This is a genomic window from Shewanella gaetbuli, from assembly GCF_023284065.1.
Taxonomy (GTDB): Bacteria; Pseudomonadota; Gammaproteobacteria; order Enterobacterales; family Shewanellaceae; genus Shewanella; species Shewanella gaetbuli.
The window spans coordinates 273969-295394 of record NZ_JAKIKP010000004.1; the positions used below are offsets into that span (position 1 = coordinate 273969).

At 38.3% G+C, this 21426-nt stretch carries 18 protein-coding genes; 6 read left to right on the forward strand and 12 right to left on the reverse strand.

Annotated elements, in window-relative coordinates; translation table 11 throughout:
- Positions 1-12 precede the first annotated feature (12 nt).
- Positions 13-1239 carry a nucleoside recognition domain-containing protein gene (locus L2672_RS08070; RefSeq protein WP_248995318.1) on the reverse strand — a complete coding sequence of 409 codons (1227 nt, stop codon included), beginning with the start codon at positions 1237-1239 and terminating at the stop codon, positions 13-15.
- A 513-nt stretch (positions 1240-1752) separates the two neighbouring features.
- Here L2672_RS08070 and L2672_RS08075 point away from each other — a divergent pair.
- A complete protein-coding gene (locus L2672_RS08075; protein ID WP_248995319.1) occupies positions 1753-2949 on the forward strand; it encodes an aldose epimerase family protein in 1197 nt (398 codons plus the stop codon).
- Positions 2950-3365: 416 nt separating this feature from the next.
- Positions 3366-4826: a 16S rRNA (cytosine(1407)-C(5))-methyltransferase RsmF gene (gene rsmF / locus L2672_RS08080; RefSeq protein ID WP_248995320.1), complete on the forward strand. Its 1461-nt coding sequence runs from the start codon at positions 3366-3368 to the stop codon at positions 4824-4826.
- Between the two features lie 53 nt (positions 4827-4879).
- Here rsmF and L2672_RS08085 read toward each other — a convergent pair whose 3' ends face one another.
- Together L2672_RS08085 and cobB are read right to left on the reverse strand one after the other, a co-directional pair.
- Positions 4880-5371 carry an AAA family ATPase gene (locus L2672_RS08085; RefSeq protein ID WP_248995321.1) on the reverse strand — a complete coding sequence of 164 codons (492 nt, stop codon included), beginning with the start codon at positions 5369-5371 and terminating at the stop codon, positions 4880-4882.
- Positions 5371-6102, reverse strand: a complete 732-nt coding sequence (cobB, locus tag L2672_RS08090) for a Sir2 family NAD+-dependent deacetylase (RefSeq protein ID WP_248995322.1) — start codon at positions 6100-6102, stop codon at positions 5371-5373. Before cobB ends, L2672_RS08085 begins: the two co-directional genes overlap by 1 nt.
- A 293-nt stretch (positions 6103-6395) precedes the next feature.
- On the opposite strand from cobB, the gene fur reads away from it, so the two are divergent.
- On the forward strand, positions 6396-6827 hold the full coding sequence (fur, locus tag L2672_RS08095) for a ferric iron uptake transcriptional regulator (RefSeq protein WP_248995323.1): 432 nt from the start codon (positions 6396-6398) through the stop codon (positions 6825-6827).
- 110 nt (positions 6828-6937) lie between these two features.
- Here the strand turns inward: fur and L2672_RS08100 are convergent, their stop codons facing one another.
- From L2672_RS08100 to ppsA, 5 genes are all read right to left on the reverse strand, one after another.
- Complete coding sequence (locus L2672_RS08100; protein ID WP_248995360.1) at positions 6938-7438, reverse strand: GNAT family N-acetyltransferase; 501 nt, start codon at positions 7436-7438, stop codon at positions 6938-6940.
- 108 nt (positions 7439-7546) lie between these two features.
- Entirely contained in the window at positions 7547-7960 is a 414-nt protein-coding gene (locus L2672_RS08105; protein WP_248995324.1) for a MarR family winged helix-turn-helix transcriptional regulator, read from the reverse strand.
- Between the two features lie 98 nt (positions 7961-8058).
- Positions 8059-8511: a DUF1285 domain-containing protein gene (locus L2672_RS08110; RefSeq protein WP_248995325.1), complete on the reverse strand. Its 453-nt coding sequence runs from the start codon at positions 8509-8511 to the stop codon at positions 8059-8061.
- 12 nt (positions 8512-8523) lie between these two features.
- Complete coding sequence (gene ydiJ / locus L2672_RS08115) at positions 8524-11568, reverse strand: D-2-hydroxyglutarate dehydrogenase YdiJ (protein WP_248995326.1); 3045 nt, start codon at positions 11566-11568, stop codon at positions 8524-8526.
- Between the two features lie 151 nt (positions 11569-11719).
- On the reverse strand, positions 11720-14089 hold the full coding sequence (gene ppsA, locus L2672_RS08120) for a phosphoenolpyruvate synthase (RefSeq protein ID WP_248995361.1): 2370 nt from the start codon (positions 14087-14089) through the stop codon (positions 11720-11722).
- A gap of 126 nt (positions 14090-14215) precedes the next feature.
- Here ppsA and ppsR point away from each other — a divergent pair, with 126 nt between their 5' ends.
- The 3 genes from ppsR to L2672_RS08135 all read left to right on the forward strand — a co-directional run bounded on the left by ppsR (position 14216) and on the right by L2672_RS08135 (position 17625).
- The gene (ppsR, locus tag L2672_RS08125) at positions 14216-15028 is read left to right on the forward strand and encodes a posphoenolpyruvate synthetase regulatory kinase/phosphorylase PpsR (RefSeq protein ID WP_248995327.1); all 813 of its coding nucleotides are present in this window, start codon (positions 14216-14218) and stop codon (positions 15026-15028) included.
- 269 nt (positions 15029-15297) lie between these two features.
- Positions 15298-16365, forward strand: a complete 1068-nt coding sequence (locus tag L2672_RS08130; RefSeq protein WP_248995328.1) for a 3-deoxy-7-phosphoheptulonate synthase — start codon at positions 15298-15300, stop codon at positions 16363-16365.
- Positions 16366-16617: 252 nt separating this feature from the next.
- Positions 16618-17625 (forward strand): D-alanine--D-alanine ligase, encoded by a 1008-nt coding sequence (locus tag L2672_RS08135; RefSeq protein WP_248995329.1) that lies wholly within the window; start codon positions 16618-16620, stop codon positions 17623-17625.
- A 54-nt stretch (positions 17626-17679) separates the two neighbouring features.
- Here L2672_RS08135 and L2672_RS08140 read toward each other — a convergent pair whose 3' ends face one another.
- The 4 genes from L2672_RS08140 to L2672_RS08155 all read right to left on the reverse strand — a co-directional run bounded on the left by L2672_RS08140 (position 17680) and on the right by L2672_RS08155 (position 21420).
- Positions 17680-18375 carry a substrate-binding periplasmic protein gene (locus L2672_RS08140; protein WP_248995330.1) on the reverse strand — a complete coding sequence of 232 codons (696 nt, stop codon included), beginning with the start codon at positions 18373-18375 and terminating at the stop codon, positions 17680-17682.
- A gap of 58 nt (positions 18376-18433) precedes the next feature.
- Positions 18434-20194, reverse strand: a complete 1761-nt coding sequence (locus L2672_RS08145) for an ABC transporter substrate-binding protein (protein WP_248995331.1) — start codon at positions 20192-20194, stop codon at positions 18434-18436.
- 147 nt (positions 20195-20341) lie between these two features.
- Positions 20342-20929 (reverse strand): cytochrome c3 family protein, encoded by a 588-nt coding sequence (locus L2672_RS08150; protein WP_248995362.1) that lies wholly within the window; start codon positions 20927-20929, stop codon positions 20342-20344.
- A gap of 20 nt (positions 20930-20949) precedes the next feature.
- Complete coding sequence (locus L2672_RS08155) at positions 20950-21420, reverse strand: nitrate reductase cytochrome c-type subunit (protein WP_248995332.1); 471 nt, start codon at positions 21418-21420, stop codon at positions 20950-20952.
- Between the last annotated feature and the right edge of the window lie 6 nt (positions 21421-21426).

Consider the following 21426-nt stretch of genomic DNA (forward strand, 5'->3'; position numbering starts at 1 on the left):
GGTTATGGTTTTTTAACCATAAAACCAATAACACACCCCAATGGCGGCGATTATGCCGCCTATATCAGCCGCTAAACCACAACCTAAGGCATGACGTCCGTTTCTAATGCCGACAGAACCAAAATATACCGCTAATACATAAAACGTGGTTTCAGTGCTGCCTTGAAAAATGGCGGCCAATCTACCAGCAAACGAATCGACTCCATGATGATCCATGGTTTCCAACATCATAGCCCGAGCGCCAGACCCACTAAAGGGTTTCATAATTGCCGTAGACATGGCATCAATAAATCTAGTATCAAAGCCTAAGAATGCTACAAAACTCGCTAGCCCCTGTAACACATAGTCTAAAGCACCAGATGATCGTAACAAACCAATAGCTAATAACATGGCTAATAAGTATGGTATTAGCTTAATTGCCTGTTCAAACCCTCCTTTGGCCCCTTCAATAAACTCATCGTAAATCGCCACTTTTTTGAGCCCCGCCACAATCACAAAACTCATTACTAACAATAATAAAATTCCATTGCCTAAAACACTTGATACTTGGCCAATGGCCTCGGCACTTAATGTAATTAAGTAAAACATTGATGCGACAATGATAGACAATAATCCCGCCGCATAAGCCAATACTACGCTATTCAATAATGAGATACGTTGTACAATCGCGACAACCGTTAACCCGACAAAAGTTGATGCACAAGTAGCTAATAAAATAGGTAAAAAGATTTCGGCAGGAGAAACTGCACCTTGTTGCGCACGGTACAAAAAAACGGTCACAGGTACTAAGGTAACAGAAGATGTATTTAACACTAAGAACAAGATTTGCGCATTGGTAGCCGTCGTTTTATCAGGGTTTAAGCTTTGCAAGTCCTGCATCGCTTTTAAGCCTAATGGTGTTGCCGCATTATCCAGACCGAGCATATTCGCCGTAAGGTTCATAGTAATACTGCCATATGCTGGGTGGCCACGTGGCACTTCTGGCATCAATTTACATAATAGAGGCTCGAAAACTTTTGCAAACACTCCGACAACACCTGCTTTCTCCCCCACTTGCATCAGCCCCATCCACAAGGCTAATACCCCAATTAAACCGATAGATATTTCAGCAGCTAATTTGGCACTTGAAAATAATCCCGCTACAGAGTCGTTCAAAATGGCATAGTTGCCATGAAAAAGTTGTAATACTATGGCAATTGCAGAACATATAAAAAAAACAAACCACACCCTATTCAGCACATCCACTCCTTTGTAATTGATTTAGCCATAATTGATGCAACAAGCATTAGCTCAAACTCTGCTTTTATGGTCAAGTAAAATTAATCAAAATTTTATAGAAATCAGAATATTGTTAGTGCATGGCATAAAAGTCCGAACACTCAAAGAAAATCAATATGAAATAAAAAATTTCGAAATTTAACTTTTGGACTTCAAGAAATATTTATTTTCAAATAACCATAAAATTAATAAACATTCGTTTTAAACACTTAATAGCTAACGTAATTTGTATTAAACATCGACTTTATCGATTGAAGTAGCACAATTAAAACCATCCCATTTTTTCGTATTTTATAATTCTTTACAACAACAAAATAGGTGTATAACTTTTAATCGAATATTGACTTAAACTTAATGTTATAACTAAAAAAGTTGTTGCGATATTCAGGAAGACTTAATTGTTAACTATTCTAACTATTAGTAACAAACAGTCCCCATGGAAGATACTTAATATAATATTCAGGAGTTATAAATATGCATAAAAAGAAAAAGTTCAATGATTATATTTGTAAAGTTGGAGTAATATCATTATTTTTAACGTTAGCTGGTTGCTCTGACAATAAAGATGACAACACAAATAATAACGACAACAGTAACGACAACACTAGTTCATTAACGATTAAAGATGAAAGTTTTGGCACTACACCAAGTGGTGAAAAAATTACTAAATATACATTACGAAACTCTAAAGGAATAGAAGTAGAAATTATTAATTATGGTGGAATGATCACTTCATTGAAAGTACCTGATCGTGAAGGCGTATTTGAAGATGTGGTATTAGGATTTGACGATTTACAAGGCTATATTGATAATACCAGCTATATTGGCGCATTAATTGGTCGCTATGGTAACCGTATAGCTAAAGGACAGTTTTCATTAAATGATGTTGACTATCAATTAGAAATTAATAATGGTGTTAACCACCTTCATGGTGGGCTTAAAGGCTTCAATAAGCAAGTATGGAAATCTGAAAGTTTTACTGAAAATGATGAGGTCGGTGTGAAATTAACGCTGGTAAGTCCTGATGGTGCTGGAGGATACCCGGGTACATTATCAACAACGGCTATATATACTTTAGATGATGATGATCAATTATCGTTAAAATTTGAAGCTGAAACGGATAAAGCTACACCCGTTAATTTAACTGGTCATAGTTATTTCAATTTGGCAGTAAATGGTACTATTACAAACCACAAATTAAAAATTAATGCACAAAACTATACACCAGTTGATGCAACACTAATACCAACAGGTGAGATTGCTGAAGTAAAAGGCACTCCTTTTGACTTTAGAGAAACAAAAGAAATTGGTTTAAATATTAATGACAAGAACCAACAACTTGTTTATGGATTAGGCTATGATCATAATTTTGTATTAGATGATTATAAAGCCGGCACAGTCAGAACTATTGCTACATTATCAGATCCTCATAGTGGAAGAATAATGGAAATACTTTCAGACCAACCTGGTTTACAATTCTATTCAGGTAATTTTTTAGATGGAACAACTATAGGTAAAGATAGTACTCAATATCAATATAGAGAAGGGTTATGTCTAGAGCCTCAGTTTTTCCCAGACTCTCCAAACAAAGCCAATTTTCCGTCAACCATTTTGGAGCCAGGAACCACCTACTCCAATCAAATTGTTTATCGATTTAGTGTAATGGAGTAAGTAACATTTAATTAATAAAATAACTCTATATCTTAGTTAATTATATTGCCTAAAACTCGATAGCATTTTAAAATATTTTTAGGCAATATTTCATAACAACGACTATGTTAAGTGGCATTGCTCAAGATAGATACTATATTCACTACACTTTTCTCGTTACTTATATCAGTTAAGATAAGCTAGCACTCATCCGAAGACTTAGCCGTTTTTTATCGCTTATTGCAAAAGACTATCCTCAAAAACTCATCGACATTTGGCTCGAAAAATTATAAATTATGCGGGTTTTTGCTTTTGGGTAGAGTTCAATATTTCTGCAAAAATTCAAATTTCGCAAGGACATTACTATATCGCTCTCATAGGCCTTTTATTTAGGTAATGAGGATCATTCTGTCACATGAGTAAACAATGTCTGTATTATGGTTCAATTAAATCCCAATTTTATCAAACATATCGCTCGCGAATTGCCCTCTCACTTGTCACTTAATGAATTTATTGAAAGTTGCAATACCCCATTAAGAAAGTCCATTCGAGTGAATACCCTTAAAATTTCTTCAGCTGACTTTATTCAATTAATGTCTAACAAGGGCTGGCACTTTGACCCCATCCCATGGTGTAAAGATGGATTTTGGATTGACGTAACTGATGAGGCACAATTAGGTAATTCTATTGAACATATTCAGGGGCTTTTTTATATTCAAGAAGCGAGTTCGATGCTGCCACCAACAGCATTATTTGACAAACTCACCAATGCAGAAACTATTCTAGATGTTGCCTCCGCACCGGGGTCAAAAACCACTCAAATATCAGCATTGATGGATAACAAAGCCTTACTTGTTGCCAACGAGTATTCAGCAAGTAGAGTTAAAATTTTACACGCTAATGTGCTTCGTATGGGGGCTAAAAATGTCGCACTAACGCATTTTGATGGGCGCGTATTTGGTGAGTACTTATATGAAACTTTTGACGCAATATTATTAGATGCTCCTTGCGGTGGTGAAGGTACTGTTAGAAAAGACCCCAATGCACTTAAAAACTGGCAAATTGAAGATGTTGAAGCTATCGCTGATACCCAAAAAGATCTTATTGAGTCTGCTTTTTTAGCACTTAAGCCTGGTGGAACCTTAGTCTACTCAACCTGTACATTGAGCCAAATTGAAAACCAGCAAATTTGTTATCACTTACAACAAGCTTACCCGCACGCAGTTGAGTTTATACCATTAATTAATTTGTTTGATGATGCTGATAAAGCCTGTACCTCAGAAGGTTTTTTACATGTATGGCCGCAAATATACGATAGTGAAGGTTTTTTTGTTGCTAAGATTCGTAAAACATCATCGGTTGAACGAATAAAAAAGCAACCTAAGTTACAAAAAAACTTCCCTTTTCAACAAACACCAGCCAATCAACTTGCTGCATTAACACAATATTTAAGCCAAAATTTTGCTATTGAATTACCCGACAATACTACTGTTATGCAACGAGATGATGAGTTTTGGTTATTCCCAAATCAATTCTTACCACTGATTGGAAAAATGCGCTTTCAACGAATAGGATTAAAACTTGCAGACGCACTTAAAAAAGGCTTTAAAGTTCGTCACGAAGCGATTATTGCATTGACGGTTGGAGTTAAATCTGACAAAAAAACAGACTCTAGAAGTATTGAATTAAATGAATCACAAGCTCAGCAATTTTTAATGGGTAGAGATATCGAGTTCAGTAGCTTTTCGTCTGCATTACAACAATGGCTTGCACAACAAAGTCATGGAGAGATGCTCGTTAGTTATCATTTCATTCCACTCGGGGTTGTTAAGCATTTAGGTCATAGGCTTAAAAATAATCTGCCTAGAGAATTGGTGCGGGATAAAGTAGCTACTTAAAAACACTCAAAAAAACCACCAAAATAATGGTGGTTTTTTATTTCTTTAAGAAGCTAATCTATCTCAAAATTTTTAGCCATTTTTATAATCTGACTATGGCTGACATTGTGCTGATTACGTTGCGAACATAATAATTGATGTTCCGGAGATTTAGGATCGCCAACTATAATAACCTTAACTCTATAGCCTAATGCTTCTGCTGCCGTTTTATAGGCGATATATTCCCAATGACACACATTAGTATTATCACAAATAACTATTGGCTCTTCCCTAGCCAAAGCAGCAATAAACAGGCTTAAATTAATTTGGTGATACTCAGACAGCTTTCTGGCATCAAAATGGTATTTTCCCTGTTGAATGAATAAAGCATCAGTTGAAAAATAACCCATGCGTTTAATGTTCAATCTTCTATCCAAAGGCTGCGAAGCAATAAACTGCTCTACCCAATAAGACTTACCACTACCCGGTAAACCGCGCATGATAATGGCTTGTTTAATAGCGTTTTTGAATCGAACATTTTTGTTACTATCAACTTCAGCTTTCATTATGCGACTGACTCACTGCCTATTGTTTTTCCCGCTAGAATATCAGCAACGAGTTTAGGCACAATATCCCCCGCTTTACCCGTAAAGTGATATTGAAACTGACTGTGTCTATCGGGTTGCTGTAAGTTCACCTCAACAGTTTGAGCACCATGATGATTGGCACTATCTACAAAACCAGCCGCTGGATAAACCGTGCCCGACGTACCTATGGCAATAAACAAATCACAGTTATCTAACGCATCATGAATTCTATCCATGCCGTAAGGCATTTCGCCAAACCAAACAATATGAGGACGTAGCCGTATTGCTGGGATACAACATGTACAGCAATTATCAGGCCCAAAAGGTTCACGTAGCGCAAACGTTTGTAACGACTTTGGACAACGACCTTTGGATAACTCACCATGCATATGTAGTAAACGTTTTGAACCAGCTCGTTCATGTAAATCGTCAACATTTTGAGTAATAAGTAACAGGTTACCGCTAAACTGTTGCTCTAATTCAGCAAGTGCTACATGAGCCGCATTCACTTGTACATCACCAGAATGTAATTGTGTCCATCGATTATTGTAGAAGCGTTCAACCAAATCAATATCTCGAGCATAACCCTCAGGTGTCGCAACATCCTCAATATGGTGTTGTTCCCATAAACCATTTTGATCTCTAAATGTTTTAATGCCTGATTCTGCTGATATTCCCGCGCCGGTTAATACCACAATATTCCGGTACATAATGCTTCCTTATTTTTATTTATTTTTGCAGTGTAAGGTAATTTATACTGTTAAGTTCTGATCTATGTGCTGTATAAAAACAGTGTTGCTCGACAGATAACAAATGGCAATAATCCCTTAGTAGAAGTAAGTTTATTATCACAATTTTCACCCGCTAACCATTTTGAAGCAGATAAATTGTTATTTAAACTAGATTAAACCATTTAAGTGGTTTATGTTTTTATATTCAACACTTATAATGAAGATATTATCCACGGACGAACCTGATAGGTTCTGCAATCAAGAGATTAGCAATGACAGATGGAAATCAAGCGCTTAAAAAAGCCGGTTTGAAAATTACCCTACCTCGAGTAAAAATTCTAGAGCTTATGCAAGATCCTGATAATCAACATATCAGCGCTGAAGACTTATACAAAAAATTATTAGATATCGGTGAAGAAATTGGTTTAGCAACCGTTTACCGCGTTCTTAACCAATTCGATGATGCAGGCATTCTTAACCGTCATCACTTTGAATCGGGTAAAGCAGTTTTTGAAATGTCGACTCAAAAACACCATGACCATTTAGTATGTCTAACATGTGATAAAGTGATTGAGTTTTCTGATGAAGTGATTGAACGCCGTCAAGATGAGATTGCTATGCGTCATAACATTAAACTGACACACCACAGTTTATATCTTTACGGTCATTGTACTAATGACACTTGTGACCACGCTGACGAATAAGTCTCTCAGTTAAGCACTTGGGTTAATTTACTGACCCACAATAACTTTAAACATAAAACCAGCATCATTGCTGGTTTTTTTATGGCTTTAAATTGTGCAGTTAAGCACTGTTAAAGTATACGCTGATACACATGTACTTTATGGCCTTGATATTCATCTTGATCAAAAAGCGTCATGCCCACTTTTTTTGCCACCTTTTCTGAACCAAGGTTGCCATCTATTATCAAAGCAATAAATAATTCGATATTGAATTGGTCAAAGGTATCAACGGCCGCTTGTGCAGCTTCATAACCAATACCTTTGCCCCAATACTGAGGGAAATATCGATAACCTAATTCAACTTTATTATATTCAGGTAAAAATTTTGGACCACAAAATCCAATAACTTTATTATCCGCTTTATGATGAACAGCCCAGCGACCGAAGCCATGTTTAGTATAGTCTGCCTTGATGACATTATGATAAATATCAGCGGCTTGTGATAAATCAGTCAAGGGTGTGGAGGGAATAATATATTTTAGCATTTCAGGGATGCTGTTCATTAAAAACAATGCCTGAATATCCGCCGCCGTAAAAGGGCGTAAAATAAGTCTATCAGTTTCAGTGATAATGTCGTGAGTTGTAGCCATGACTTTGCTTCCTTTCAAGTGTATAACGAATCTCAGTTCGTTTAAGCAAAAACATGTTAACACTGATAATATAAAAAACAGACAGACTAATTATATTTTATTGATTTTATTTAGAAGTCTCATTAATTCAGCTTGCTCTGGTTCAGTGAGTAATGCCAAAAATTGCTCGTTTACCCATTCGGCTTCATGAATAAGATCATGCTCTAAAGCCTTACCTTCATCAGTTAAGAAAATTTGAAAAGCACGACGGTTATCGGCTTCTTGGTGGCGAGTCACAAACCCTTGAACCTGTAACTGATCAAGTAATCGAGTCATGGTGTAATTGGCAACATCACAACGTTTAGATAGCTCAGTTTGGCTCAAGCCCTCTTCTTGCCACAAAGTAAACAAAACCGGCCAAAGTTTTATATCCAAATCATAACGCTTTAGCCTACCATCTAACGACTGCTGTAAACTCAGATTAAGATGTGATACCAAATAATTTAAACTTTCATAACGTTTCAAATGATACCTCCACAAATCACTCTTAGGTTCAGATGTCTTAAATTACTGTAATGTATTTTCAGACTGTATATTACTAGCATACGCTAGATATGAGTGTTTTAGTCAACTGATAAAAAATCATTAATATATCGATAATAACAAGCGCGATTTAACACCCCGACTAAGCCTCGGCTTAAGTGAACTAAAATCTGACTGTCTTGTAGCTCGATAGCAGATTTATCCACGTTAAACTCTGTATCAAGGGTGGAGCGAAAACAAAAACCACTTGCAGTGGCATCAACCTCCACCAATACCATCGGCCAACTTTCTACGACTACTTTAACCTTCTCTACTGGAGTAATTAAAAAGTATTCGCCTTGAATACAATGTAAAATGCCGCTAAACATTCGGGCAAACTTCTGTGGCAAGGGGCTGTTTTGATATAACCAATTGCCATTAGAAACAATGGTAAACAATACTTCATCACTACACAGTTCGGCAGTCGAGTGTCCCGTTAGTTGCTTAACGGCTTCTGTTACTGAAGCGATATTTTTTTCATGCGTTGGTTTCATTATTTAGTCTGATTATTGATTGTTTAATAAGCTCAATAAACCTTCAATAGGATGTTGAGGGCTAAATTTTGCGAAGCGTTTAACTTGGCTTCGACATGAATAGCCAGACACTAAAATACGGTTTTTATCTGAAATGCTGTCAATACTCTGCTGCCACGACAATTCAAATAATGATTTTGATCTCTCAAGGTTATCTAACTCGTGTCCATAAGTGCCAGCCATACCGCAGCACCCCAAGTTTAGACTGTGAAGTTTTGCACCAAAGTGAGCAAAAATAGCTTGCCACTCTTTGGCCGTATTCGGTTTAGCGGTTGATTCAGTACAATGGCTGAACCAAGTAAATTCGGCACTATTTTGCTGTTCGATGGCTGGAGTTTTGTCTAGTACCGTCATTAACCATTCATTTGCAAGTTGCACTTCAAAATGGCCACGTTTATGGCCTAAAGCCACTTGATATTCATCGCGATAGCAAAGTACCAGCGCAGGATCTAACCCCACTAATGGCATTCCCAAAGAATGTATTTTATTCAAAAAGTCGGCACTGTCTTGAGCAGTTTTAGCAAATTTGTTTAAAAAGCCTTTAATGTGACTAGGCTTACCATTTGGTTTGAACGGTAGTAACACTGGTTTAAAGCCCAGCTTTTCGATTAATTGAATAAAGCGGTAAACAATATTTGCGTCATAAAATGAGTTAAAAGGATCTTGCACCACTAATACATATTGATCCCGTTGATCTGTTGGAATCGCATACAAATCCTCTAACTCATAACCTCGACTCGGGTGGCCATCAAGACGCTGCTTTAACGTAGGCACTGATAATTTTGGCGAGTCAACATATCCAATAGCTTTTTTGATCACCCATTGGCTCAGCGGGTTTTGCGAAGCAAAGTTGGTTACTTTTGGCATTGCAGCCATTAGGGGGAGTGAGTCTTCAATACCAGCCACTAAGTAATCTTTTACTGGGCGAAGATAGCGCTTGTAGTAAATATCAAAAAATTGCGCTCTAAACTTGGGGACATCAACCTTAACAGGACACTGACTCGAACAAGCTTTACAAGCTAAGCACCCTTTTAGAGACTCCATCACTTCATGGGAGTAATCATAGTCTCGTTTGGCGTTTAAGGTGTTTTGAGCTCGCTGCAAAAAGCTAGCTGATTTTGCTATAGCCAGTTCATTAACATTCACACCTTCAGCTTCAAGTAACCTTAACCACTCACGCATTAACCCTGCACGACCTTTTGGCGATTGAATACGATCACCTGTCGCCTTAAAGGATGGACACATAGGTGAGTATGCACTGTAATTAAAACATAACCCGTTACCATTACAGTTCATTACGTCAGGAAAGTTTGTTCTGACTTCAACCGGGATTTGTCTATCAAAACTGCCACGCTTAACACTGTCGACATTAAACTGCAGTGCACCACTGTTTGGAGGTGAAACTAATTTTCCAGGGTTAAGACGGTTGTCTGGGTCAAATAAACCCTTTACCTGCTCTAGTACGCTATAAAGCTCTTCACCAAATACATCAGGGCCGTACTCGCCTCGAACTCCCTTACCATGCTCACCCCACATTAAACCACCGTATTTTAGCGTTAGCGCAGCAACTTGGTCCGAAATAACTTTTAGTAATTTTTCATCGGCTTCATCGCACATATCTAACGCTGGACGTACATGAAGCACACCGGCATCAACATGACCAAACATACCGTATTGTAAATTGTGGCCGTCAAGTAACGCCCTAAATTCCATAATAAAGTCGGCTAAGTTCTCTGGTGGAACCGCAGTATCCTCAGCAAAGGCCAACGGTTTTCGAGTACCTTTAGTTGCTCCTAACAACCCCACTGCTTTTTTGCGCATGGCATAAATTTGGTTGATACTTGATTTGTCAGCGGTAATTTGAAAACCCACTAGACCGTATTGTTTATTAGCCAACTGCTCTGAAAGTGTGGCTTCTAATTTGGCGAGTTTAGCTTTGACTTCATCATCTTCACCCGCAAACTCAACCATATTTAATCCTTCAATGGTCTTGTTAGGTACATCTGTGATTAAGTCAGCAACACTATGCCAAATAATATCTTCTCTAGCTAAATTAAGAACCTTAGAATCAACTGTTTCCACCACGGTTGCATTGGCTTCAACTAATGACGGTGCATGACGAAGTGCCGACTCAAAAGAGTCATATTTAATATTAACCATCATGCGTGTTTTAGGCAGTGGCGTAATATTTAATTTAGCTTCAGTAATTACTGCAAGTGTGCCTTCTGACCCCGTTAAAATACGAGAAAGATCAAACTCGGTTAATGCATCATTCCAAGCATGTTTTAAGTCATAACCCGTTAAAAATCGGTTTAGTTTTGGAAAGCGGGATTCAATGCTGGCACGCTTGTCAAAACAAACTTTGGCAATTTCACTTATGATTTTGTCTGCAAATGCATTTTCAGTGGGTGAATGGTCGACAGATTGTTTCGTTAGTGGTGAAGATTGCAGCACACTGCCGTCTACTAACACACTGGTTAACCCTAATACATGGTCTGATGTTTTACCGTAAACCAATGAACCAGCACCTGATGCATCAGTATTGATCATGCCGCCAATAGTGGCACGGTTTGAAGTTGATAAGTCAGGGCTGAAGAAAAAGCCATGCGGTCTAAGTGCATCATTTAACGCATCTTTCACTACACCTGCTTGTACTTTAACCCAACCTTCTTCGGCATTAACTTCTATTACTTGGTTAAGATAACGCGACACATCCAAAATTAACCCATGGGTCAATGACTGACCATTAGTACCAGTACCGCCGCCACGCGCACTAAAAGTAACCGCTTTAAACTCGGGTTGGTTAGCAAGTCGTAAAACCAACTCAACGTCTTTCTGCGCTTTAGGGTAGATTACGGCTTGAGGTAAAAACTGATAAACAGAATTATCGGTGGCTTGTACAAGTCTGGCACTGTATCTTTTGTCGATTTCACCATTAAAATCACTTTGTTCCAAAGCCTCTAAATAGGCGAGATAAACAGGTTCTAAAGTTTGTTGATGTGAAAGTAGAGGTAACATGGCAGACTTCATAGTTATTTTAATTGAGTCCATTATAAACAAAAAAAAGCCGCTAAAAAGCGGCTTTTTAATCAACTTGATAAAAATGCATATTAAGGTTAACTATTGATAAAATTTAACCCTTTATAATGCATATTCATAAGTGGGTCAGTTATGCATGTTCTTCAGCTAAGTATAACCAAGTGTCAATAACGGTATCAGGGTTTAATGAAACTGTATCAATACCTTGCTCTACTAACCACTGGGCAAAATCTGCATGGTCAGATGGACCTTGGCCACAAATTCCAACGTAAGCGCCTTTTGCTTTGGCGGCTTTAATTGCCATGGCAAGCAACGCTTTAACGGCTTCGTTACGCTCATCAAACAAGTGACTGATAATACCTGAGTCACGGTCTAAGCCTAAAGTAAGCTGCGTTAAGTCGTTAGAACCAATTGAGAATCCGTCAAAATACTCTAAGAATTGATCGGCCAAAATTGCGTTTGAAGGAAGCTCACACATCATAATTACACGTAAGCCATCTTTACCACGTTCTAGCCCCTGCTCTTTCAGTAATTCAATCACTTGTGACGCTTCACCTAAGGTGCGAACAAATGGAATCATCACTTCTACATTGGTTAAGCCCATTTGATTGCGAACGCGTTTGATCGCTTCACATTCTAATGCAAAGCAGTCACGGAACGATTCTGAGATATAACGGCTTGCACCACGGAAGCCCAACATTGGGTTTTCTTCTTCTGGCTCATAATGCTCACCACCAACTAAGTTTGCGTACTCGTTAGACTTAAAGTCTGACATACGTACAATCACTTTTTTAGGGTAGAAAGCAGACGCAATAGTAGCAATACCTTCAGCTAAACGAGCAATGTAATATTCAACCGGAGACTCATAGCCAGCAATCATTTCATTGATTTCAGCTTGTAATGCAGCATCTTGCTGATTGAACTCAAGCAGTGCTTTAGGGTGAATACCAATCATTCGGTTAATAATGAACTCAAGACGTGCTAAGCCAACGCCTTCATTAGGTAAACGCGCAAAATCGAATGCACGATCTGGGTTACCCACGTTCATCATAATTTTCATTGGTAATTCTGGTAAAGAATCAACGCGATTGGTAACCACTTCAAACTCTTGTTTACCAGAGTAAATTAAGCCAGTATCACCTTCAGCACAAGAAACGGTAACCACTTCACCATTTTTAACTAAGTCAGTAACATTGCCACAGCCTACAACCGCTGGAACACCCAACTCACGAGCAATAATTGCAGCATGACAAGTACGTCCACCACGGTTAGTCACAATCGCACTGGCGCGTTTCATGATAGGCTCCCAATCTGGGTCTGTCATGTCTGTGATTAATACATCACCTGGCTGAATTTGGTCCATGTCATCAATCGAAGCTAAAACTTTAGCTACACCGGTACCAATTTTATGACCAATTGCGCGACCTTCACAAATCACATCGCCTTTGGTTTTTAAGTGGTAACGTTCAATTAATTGAACATCTTCACGGCTGCGAACGGTTTCTGGACGAGCTTGAACAATATAAAGTTTACCGTCATTGCCATCTTTAGCCCACTCAATATCCATTGGGCGACCATAATGCTTTTCGATCACCATGGCTTGTTTAGCCAGTTCCATCACTTCGGCGTCATTAATTGAAAACGAACGACGTTGAGCAGCATCAACATCTTCAATTTTAACTTGCTTGCCGTGTGATGCATCATCTGAATACACCATTTGGATAAGCTTGCTACCAATATTACGGCGAACAACCGCGTCATGGCCTTGGGTTAAAATTGGCTTGTGCACATAAAATTCATCAGGGTTTACTGCACCTTGTACAACCATTTCACCTAAACCAAAAGATGAAGTGATAAATACAACGTCATTGTTACCTGACTCAGTATCCATGGTGAACATTACACCAGAGGCAGCTTTATCTGAACGCACCATACGCTGAATACCAGCAGATAACGCGACACCTTGGTGCTCATAGCCTTGATGGACACGGTAAGAAATTGCACGGTCGTTAAATAGCGAAGCAAATACATGCTTAATAGCCAAAATAACAGCGTCATAGCCTTTAACGTTTAAGAAAGTTTCTTGCTGGCCAGCAAATGAAGCATCTGGCATATCTTCAGCAGTAGCAGAAGAACGAACAGCAAAAGAAGCATCTAACGTTTCACTTGCTAGTTGCTCATAAGCTTCACGCACTGCCGCTTCAAATTCTGGTTGGAATGGGGTTTCAATAACCCACTGTCTGATCTGTGCACCCACTTTCGCTAGTGCTGTTACATCGTCTACATCTAAAGTCTCTAAAATGTCGTAAATCTTTTGATTAACACCACTTTGTTCAAGGAACTCATTAAACGCATGAGAGGTAGTTGCAAAACCACCAGGTACTTGAACGCCTGCATTGGAAAGATTACTTATCATTTCACCAAGGGATGCGTTTTTACCGCCGACCTTGTTCACATCACCCATGCCTAATTCTTGATACCAGAGTACGTATTGCTGCACAGTTTTATCTCCGCAAGTTTTTATTTCAGTGGCCACTTCACATGAGGGCGAATGCATTTTACACTCAGCCACAACACGCGTAAATGTTTAATTTTATTTGTAATTTTATTACTACAAGAGGTCATAATGACACCAAAAGTATTTTATATCTCAGATGGGACCGCGATCACAGCAGAGGTTTTTGGTCACGCGGTGCTTTCGCAGTTTCCTATTAAATTTGAAGCACTTACCATTCCATTTGTTGAAAGCTTACAAAGAGCCGAGAAAGTGAAGCAACAAATAAATGATTGTTTTATTACAACAGGCGAGCGACCGTTAGTGTTCCATTCCATCGTAAATCCAGAAATTCGCAACGTGATTTATTCATCTGAAGGAGTGGATTATGATTTTTTGAATACCTTTGTTGCGCCATTAGAACAACATTTAGGGGTGAAAGCACAGCCGGTATCACATCGGACACATGGTAAGTCTAATCACGGTTATGAAGCCCGAATTGAGGCGATTAATTATTCATTGGATAATGATGACGGACAAACCATGAAACATATGGACAAAGCCGACATCATATTATTAGGGGTTTCACGCTGTGGTAAAACCCCATCAAGCCTTTATCTATCAATGCAGTTTGGTATTAAAGCGGCAAACTATCCTTTTGTTGAAGATGATATGGATAATCTTAAGTTGCCTGAAGCACTTAAACGTAATAAGTCAAAACTCTTTGGGTTGACTATTGACCCTGCTCGTTTACATGAAATACGTCAAAGTAGAATGGAAAACAGTCGATATTCATCTTTAAGACAGTGCCGTTTAGAAGTTAAAGAAGTTGAAATGCTCTATAAGAAAGAACGGATTCCCTATGTCAACACGACTAATCATTCGGTAGAAGAGATTGCCACTAAAATACTTGATATAACTGGCTTAGAACGACATATGTTTTAATCATTATTGTATTGCTTGTTTCCTTATCAAAACAATAGTGCACACTACTAACAAGTGGCTATAAGACGATTACATTCCATTCGCTTTTAGCCGCTTTTTTATTAAGATAATCAATTAACATCTAGATTGTTAACTAAGTAGCATTAACATGATGTAATTTCACCGACAAGTTAACCGCTAAACTCGCATCTAATTATCAATTGAGGTTATAATCTTGTTCATTATGATGCTAAATAATTCAAGCATCTCACGATTTAGCGGTAAGATGAATGACCATTAAAACAGACGAACTACGAACCTCCCTTTTATGTAAAGTAATTTCACCCGCACAACTTGCGTCTGAATTTCCTCTTACACAAGATGCTGCTGATTATTTGGTTCAGCAACGTCGTGAAGTTGAAGCAATCATTTCTGGTGAAGATCAGCGACTACTGGTGATCATTGGCCCTTGCTCAATTCATGATACCGAAGCGGCATTAGATTATGCTAAACGCTTATCAGCATTACACCATGAATTAAAACAAGACCTATGTATTGTTATGCGCGTTTACTTTGAAAAACCGCGCACTATTGTCGGTTGGAAAGGCTTAATATCTGATCCCGATCTAGACGGCAGCTTTAGTCCTAATAAAGGCTTAAGATTAGCTAGGCAGTTACTACAGCAGATCACTGAATTAAAGCTGCCTATTGCCACCGAGTTTTTAGATATGGTTAATGGCCAATATATTGCTGACCTTATTACTTGGGGTGCTATTGGTGCGCGTACCACAGAAAGTCAAATTCACCGTGAAATGGCTTCAGCCCTTTCATGTCCCGTTGGATTTAAAAACGGCACTGATGGCAATATCAATATAGCCGTCGATGCCGTTCGAGCAGCACAGGTTCCACACATTTTTTATTCACCAGATAAAGACGGTGCTATGGCCGTTTATCGTACTCACGGTAATCCTTTTGGCCATATTATTCTTCGTGGTGGTAAACAACCTAACTATGAAGCGGCTGATATTGAAAGTGTACGTGCACAATTAGCTGACGTAGGCGTAAGCGAAAGAATTGTTGTTGACTTTAGTCATGGCAACAGCCAAAAACAGCATAAAAATCAGCTTAAAGTGGCAGACAGCATTATGCAGCAAATGCGCAATGGCTCAACAGCTATTGCAGGTATTATGGCTGAAAGCTTTATGATAGAAGGCAACCAAAAAGTCGTTGAGGGCCAACCATTAACCTATGGTCAAAGTATTACTGATGCTTGTTTACATTGGGAAGATTCTGAAAAGTTATTACGGGATTTAGCTCAAGCTTCAAGGGACAGAAAGCAAAAATTAACGGCTAAATAAGTTAATCGTTTAACTCTCTATAAATGATGAAAAGTCAGCTCTGCATTGCTGGCTTTTTTTGTGTAGACCATGCCACAATCGTTTTAACTTTGACAAATTGAATAAAATTACTCCAGTTATTCAAAACCTGAACTTAAGTACGTTAATTAAGGTAAATAATTGCATAGCTAACTTGCCATTATCTGTAGTAAATCTTTATCATTAGGCGGTCTTTTTAGGGGAATTCATAACCCAATCTTTTTAGGAGCTCACATGCCCAAAATTAATCTGCTACTAATATGCGGCGGCGGCGGTGCTGAACATGATATTTCTCTTATGTCAGTTAAATTTTTTGAAACATCGCTTGCCCAGTCAGATAAATTCTCGGTATTACGAATAGAATTAGACAAAAATGGTCAATATAAATCTACTGATGGCCAGCTATGTGAATTAACAAACCGCCGTGAGGTGCGCTTTGAAAATGAGGCTATCTCTCCATGGCCGGTAGATTATGTCATCCCTTGTATTCATGGCTACCCAGCTGAAACAGGCGATATTCAGTCTTACTTTAACCTCATTAAACTACCGTATTTCGGTTGTGAGTCTGAAGCATCGAGCAATTGTTTTAACAAAATTACCGCTAAAATGTGGTTTAGTGCCTTGGGTATTCCAAATACACCATATATTTTCTTACATCAACTTGATGATGCAGCAATCTCTCAAGCACAGAATGCATTTGACCAATGGGGGTCTTTATTTATTAAAGCCGCGTCTCAAGGTTCATCTGTCGGTTGTTACAAAGTCGACGATAAAGACAAAATTGTCGATACCTTGACACAAGCTTTTGAATACTCTCCTTATGTGATTATTGAGCAAACCGTGGTTGCCAGAGAACTTGAAGTAGCTGTTTACGAGTATCAAGGACAATTAATTGCCACTAAACCAGGGGAGATTGTTTGTGACTCGAATAGTTTTTACACCTTTGATGAAAAGTATGACTCTAATAGCAAAGCCAAAACCTATGTTGAAGCGATTAATATTTCTGATGAATTGAGCGATACAATTAGGCAGTATGCACTCAAAGTTTTCAAAGGTATGAAGTTACGTCACCTATCGAGAATTGATTTCTTTTTAACGGCAAATAATGAAATTTTGCTCAATGAAATTAACACTTTCCCCGGGTTGACTCCTATTTCAATGTTCCCGAAGATGTTGGCTCATAATGGCCATAACTTTGTTGATTATTTATCTAATATTATTGTGTCGCAATTAGCTGAATAAACCACAAAAATCGTGATTGTAAAAGGAGATTCTAAAAATTGAATCTCCTTCAAATTACCCAATGGTTAAACCATATTTTTTATTTAAATCTGACATGTAGCCAGTTTTATATAAATGAATAAGGGCATTCTGTAGCCGGTTTTCAACCTCTGTATCCAATTCACTATTACACGCCATTGCTCTGATCGAAGTAAAAAATATTAACTCTGGCTCACCAAAATCAATTTTTTGTTCTGCCATCAATGCTTTAGCGGTTACGATGTCAGCCGCCCAAAAATCAATTCGTTTTCGCTGTAACTTTCTAAGGTTCAATGCATCATTGGTCGTAAGCTGTACTTTATAGCCTGCATTCGATAAATACTCACCTATGCCACTGCCCAAAAAACTGCCAATACTATTGGATTTAACATCACTGAGGGTAATAAGTGGAGTGTTTATTGATTTATCGCTAAATAATCCATAACGAGAAATCATCACGGGCGCAAACCATTTAAATTGTGATTCACGCTGTTGATTTCTTTCTATTGGTAATACACAAGTATTCTTTTTCGACTCAGCCAAGGCCATGCCACGTTTTAGAGGTAGCAACTGTACTTGATAGTCAATTTTTGCATGAGTTAATAATGCCTCTAAAAACTCAATGACTAAACCTTGTTTAGTGTTATTAACTTGTGTAGCAAAAGGGACTTCAGAATAAGTATAAATAGTTAACTTATCAGCAAATACCATAGGGCTAAAAAACATACACATCAGTACACTTATAATGGATAAGTGCCGTTCATTTTTTAACCGCTTATTTACAAACCATTTATTCCCAAACAAGGATAGCCTCCTTATAGGGTAGTGTTTTTCCCTTAACTGAGTTTTCTAGTGCAGCTTTGGGGGCTCCAGGTTGTTTAAACCAATAATCGCTTGGCTTAGGACTATTAACCTTTGGTACACATTTTGTATTGGAGCTTGATTGACTTAACTCAGTTAAATGGCGGTCAAACTCATCAGCGATGGCATCTAAGCCCTGCTGAGTTGATAATTTTCCCTCTACTATTTTGCCGATATAGTGCCACCAATGCCCCGACATATTCCGATAATCAGGCACATTGGTTCCTGTTGGCGTCCAAACATTTCGGGCTTCACTTCGATAAAACTCAACTAAACCACCTAAATATGGCGCTTTCTGGCTCATTGCCTCTGATTCAATATCTGACAAACGAATTGGCGTATAGCCCACTAACGTTTTGTGTAACGACACTGATTTAGAAACAAGGAATTGGGCATAAAGCCATGCGGCTAGTTGCCTTTCTTTAGGCGTGTTATTTATAAAAGTCCATGCGCCGGTATCTTGATACCCTGATTTCATACCAGTTTGCCAATATTTACCAACTGGTGAAGGCGCGACTTTCCACTTAGGGGTGCCATCCTCATTGACAATGGCTAACTCGGGGTCAATAAATTCGCCAACAAACGCGCTATACCAAAATATTTGTTGCGCTATTTGGCCTGTTTTCGGCCATTTACTGGCTTGATTAAAGGTGAGTTTTCTCGCTTCTTGCGGAGCTAAATCTAACCAAGATACAAATTTATCAATAGCATATACTGCGGCAGGACCGTTTAATTCGCCTCCCCGACTCACACTTGCACCAACTGGGTGGCACTGTTCAACTCTAATTCCCCACTCATCTACTGGAAGCCCATTGGGTAAACCTACATCTCCAACGCCCGCCATAGAAAGCCACGCATCAGATATTCGCCAACCTAAAGAAGGGTCTGTGGCAGCATAATCCATATGACCATAAACTCTAACGCCATTAATATGTTTAATATCATTAGAAAAAAAGTGAGCTATATCCTCATAAGCTTGCCAATTTTGAGGTACGCCTAACTCATAGCCATATTTTGATTTGAACTGACGTTTAAATGTTACATCTTCAAACCAATCACTGCGGTACCAGTACAGATTAGCAAATTGTTGATCAGGTAACTGATAAATGATGCCGTCAGGCCCTGTTGTAAACTTTATGCCAATAAAATCATTTATATCAAGTGTTGGCAGAGTCAATTTGCCATCATCAAAGCTAACTAACTCTGTAATACTGGTGATATTGCCATTACGAAAATGGCTGCCAATTAAATCACTATCATTGATATAAGCATCATATAGATTTAAACCAGTCTCTATTTGAGCCGTGATTTTTTTTATTACATCATCTTCTTCAGTAATTTCATGTATCACATGAATGCCTGTTAACTCATAAAACAGCCTTGCCAAAACTTCAGACTCGTAAACATGGGTTTTAATACTTTCAGATACCACTCTTATCGTTAAACCTTTGAAAGGTTTAGACTGTTGCGCAAACCAACGTAATTCTTGTTGTTGTTCTAAAGAGGTCAATGAGGTGGGCTGCAATAGCGATATCAAAGTGGTAATTTTTTTCTCATCTTCTGCATTGAGTTGAATACTATCAACCGATGTATTATCAGCCGCTTTTAAAAATAAGTCAGCTGAAGTTGCAGATGATGACAGCAACAGAGACGTAAAAATTAACCACGTGGGAGCAATAAAAGTCTTCACTGATGAGATGACTCCTAATGTAATAAAATTATAATTGTTATTGATTAATCATAGTATAAACAACTGTTATTACAAGAAAAAAAGTCAATTATTTTTTGCCAATAAAAAAGACCAGCAAGCTGGTCTTTTTTATTATTTGCCAAGAAGTTAGAAACCTTCTACGCCTGCCATGTCAGGTAATTGGTGAGCAATACCTTTGTGGCAATCAATACAGGTTTTCTCTCCACTTGCTAGAGATGTTGAATGCATTTGTGCCGCACGCTGAGATTGTCGAGTAAAGTCCATGTAATCAAAGTTGTGACAGTTACGACACTCAAGAGAATCATTCGCTTTTAAACGATCCCATTCATGTTCTGCCAACTCGCGACGTTTTGCTTCGAACTTCTCACGGGTATTAATGGTGCCGAATACTTTTCCCCAAACCTCTTTGGAAGCTTGCATTTTACGGGCAATTTTATCAGTCCAATTATGAGGAACATGACAATCTGGACAGGTTGCACGTACACCACTTCGGTTAGTAAAGTGAATCGTGCTTTGCAATTCCTGATAGACATTATTTTCCATTTCATGGCAACCAATACAAAATTGCTCTTGGTTAGTCGCCTCTAAAACAGTATTAAATCCACCCCAAAATATCACTCCAGCAACAAAGCCTCCAAGCGTGAGAAATCCAAGGCTATAATGCACACTAGGTCTATTTACAACACGCCAAATTAACTTTAATTTTGCAAACAATTTAGCCAACATAATTGCTCCTATTGCTTGTCAGTTGATTTAGCTTTCATTAGATGGTCAATATCTACAAAGTCATTTTCAACTTGTAGTTTTGCATCTAACTGTGGCGCATGACATTGAGTACAAAAATAACGACGCGGAGATAACTCTGCTAAAAAGTTATTATCACGGTCCATAAAGTGAGTCACACTCACCATTGGCGCTTGAGAATGACCAGTGCTATTTCTAGCATGACATTGCATACATTTATTCACTTTAAGATCAATTTGATAGCCATCAATCTTATGCGGAATAACTGGCGGTTGCATTGGGTAATTACGCACTTGTTTTACGTCTGAGTTAATCACCTTTTGCATTATCGGCGGTGTAGGCTCAACATTCAAAGGCGCTTTACGTAATGTCGCAACTTGATCATCGGGTACACTTGCAGCAACAACCGATAAAGACATACCAAGGAGCGCAATTGCAGATAAAAATGTAGATACTTTCATAATTTT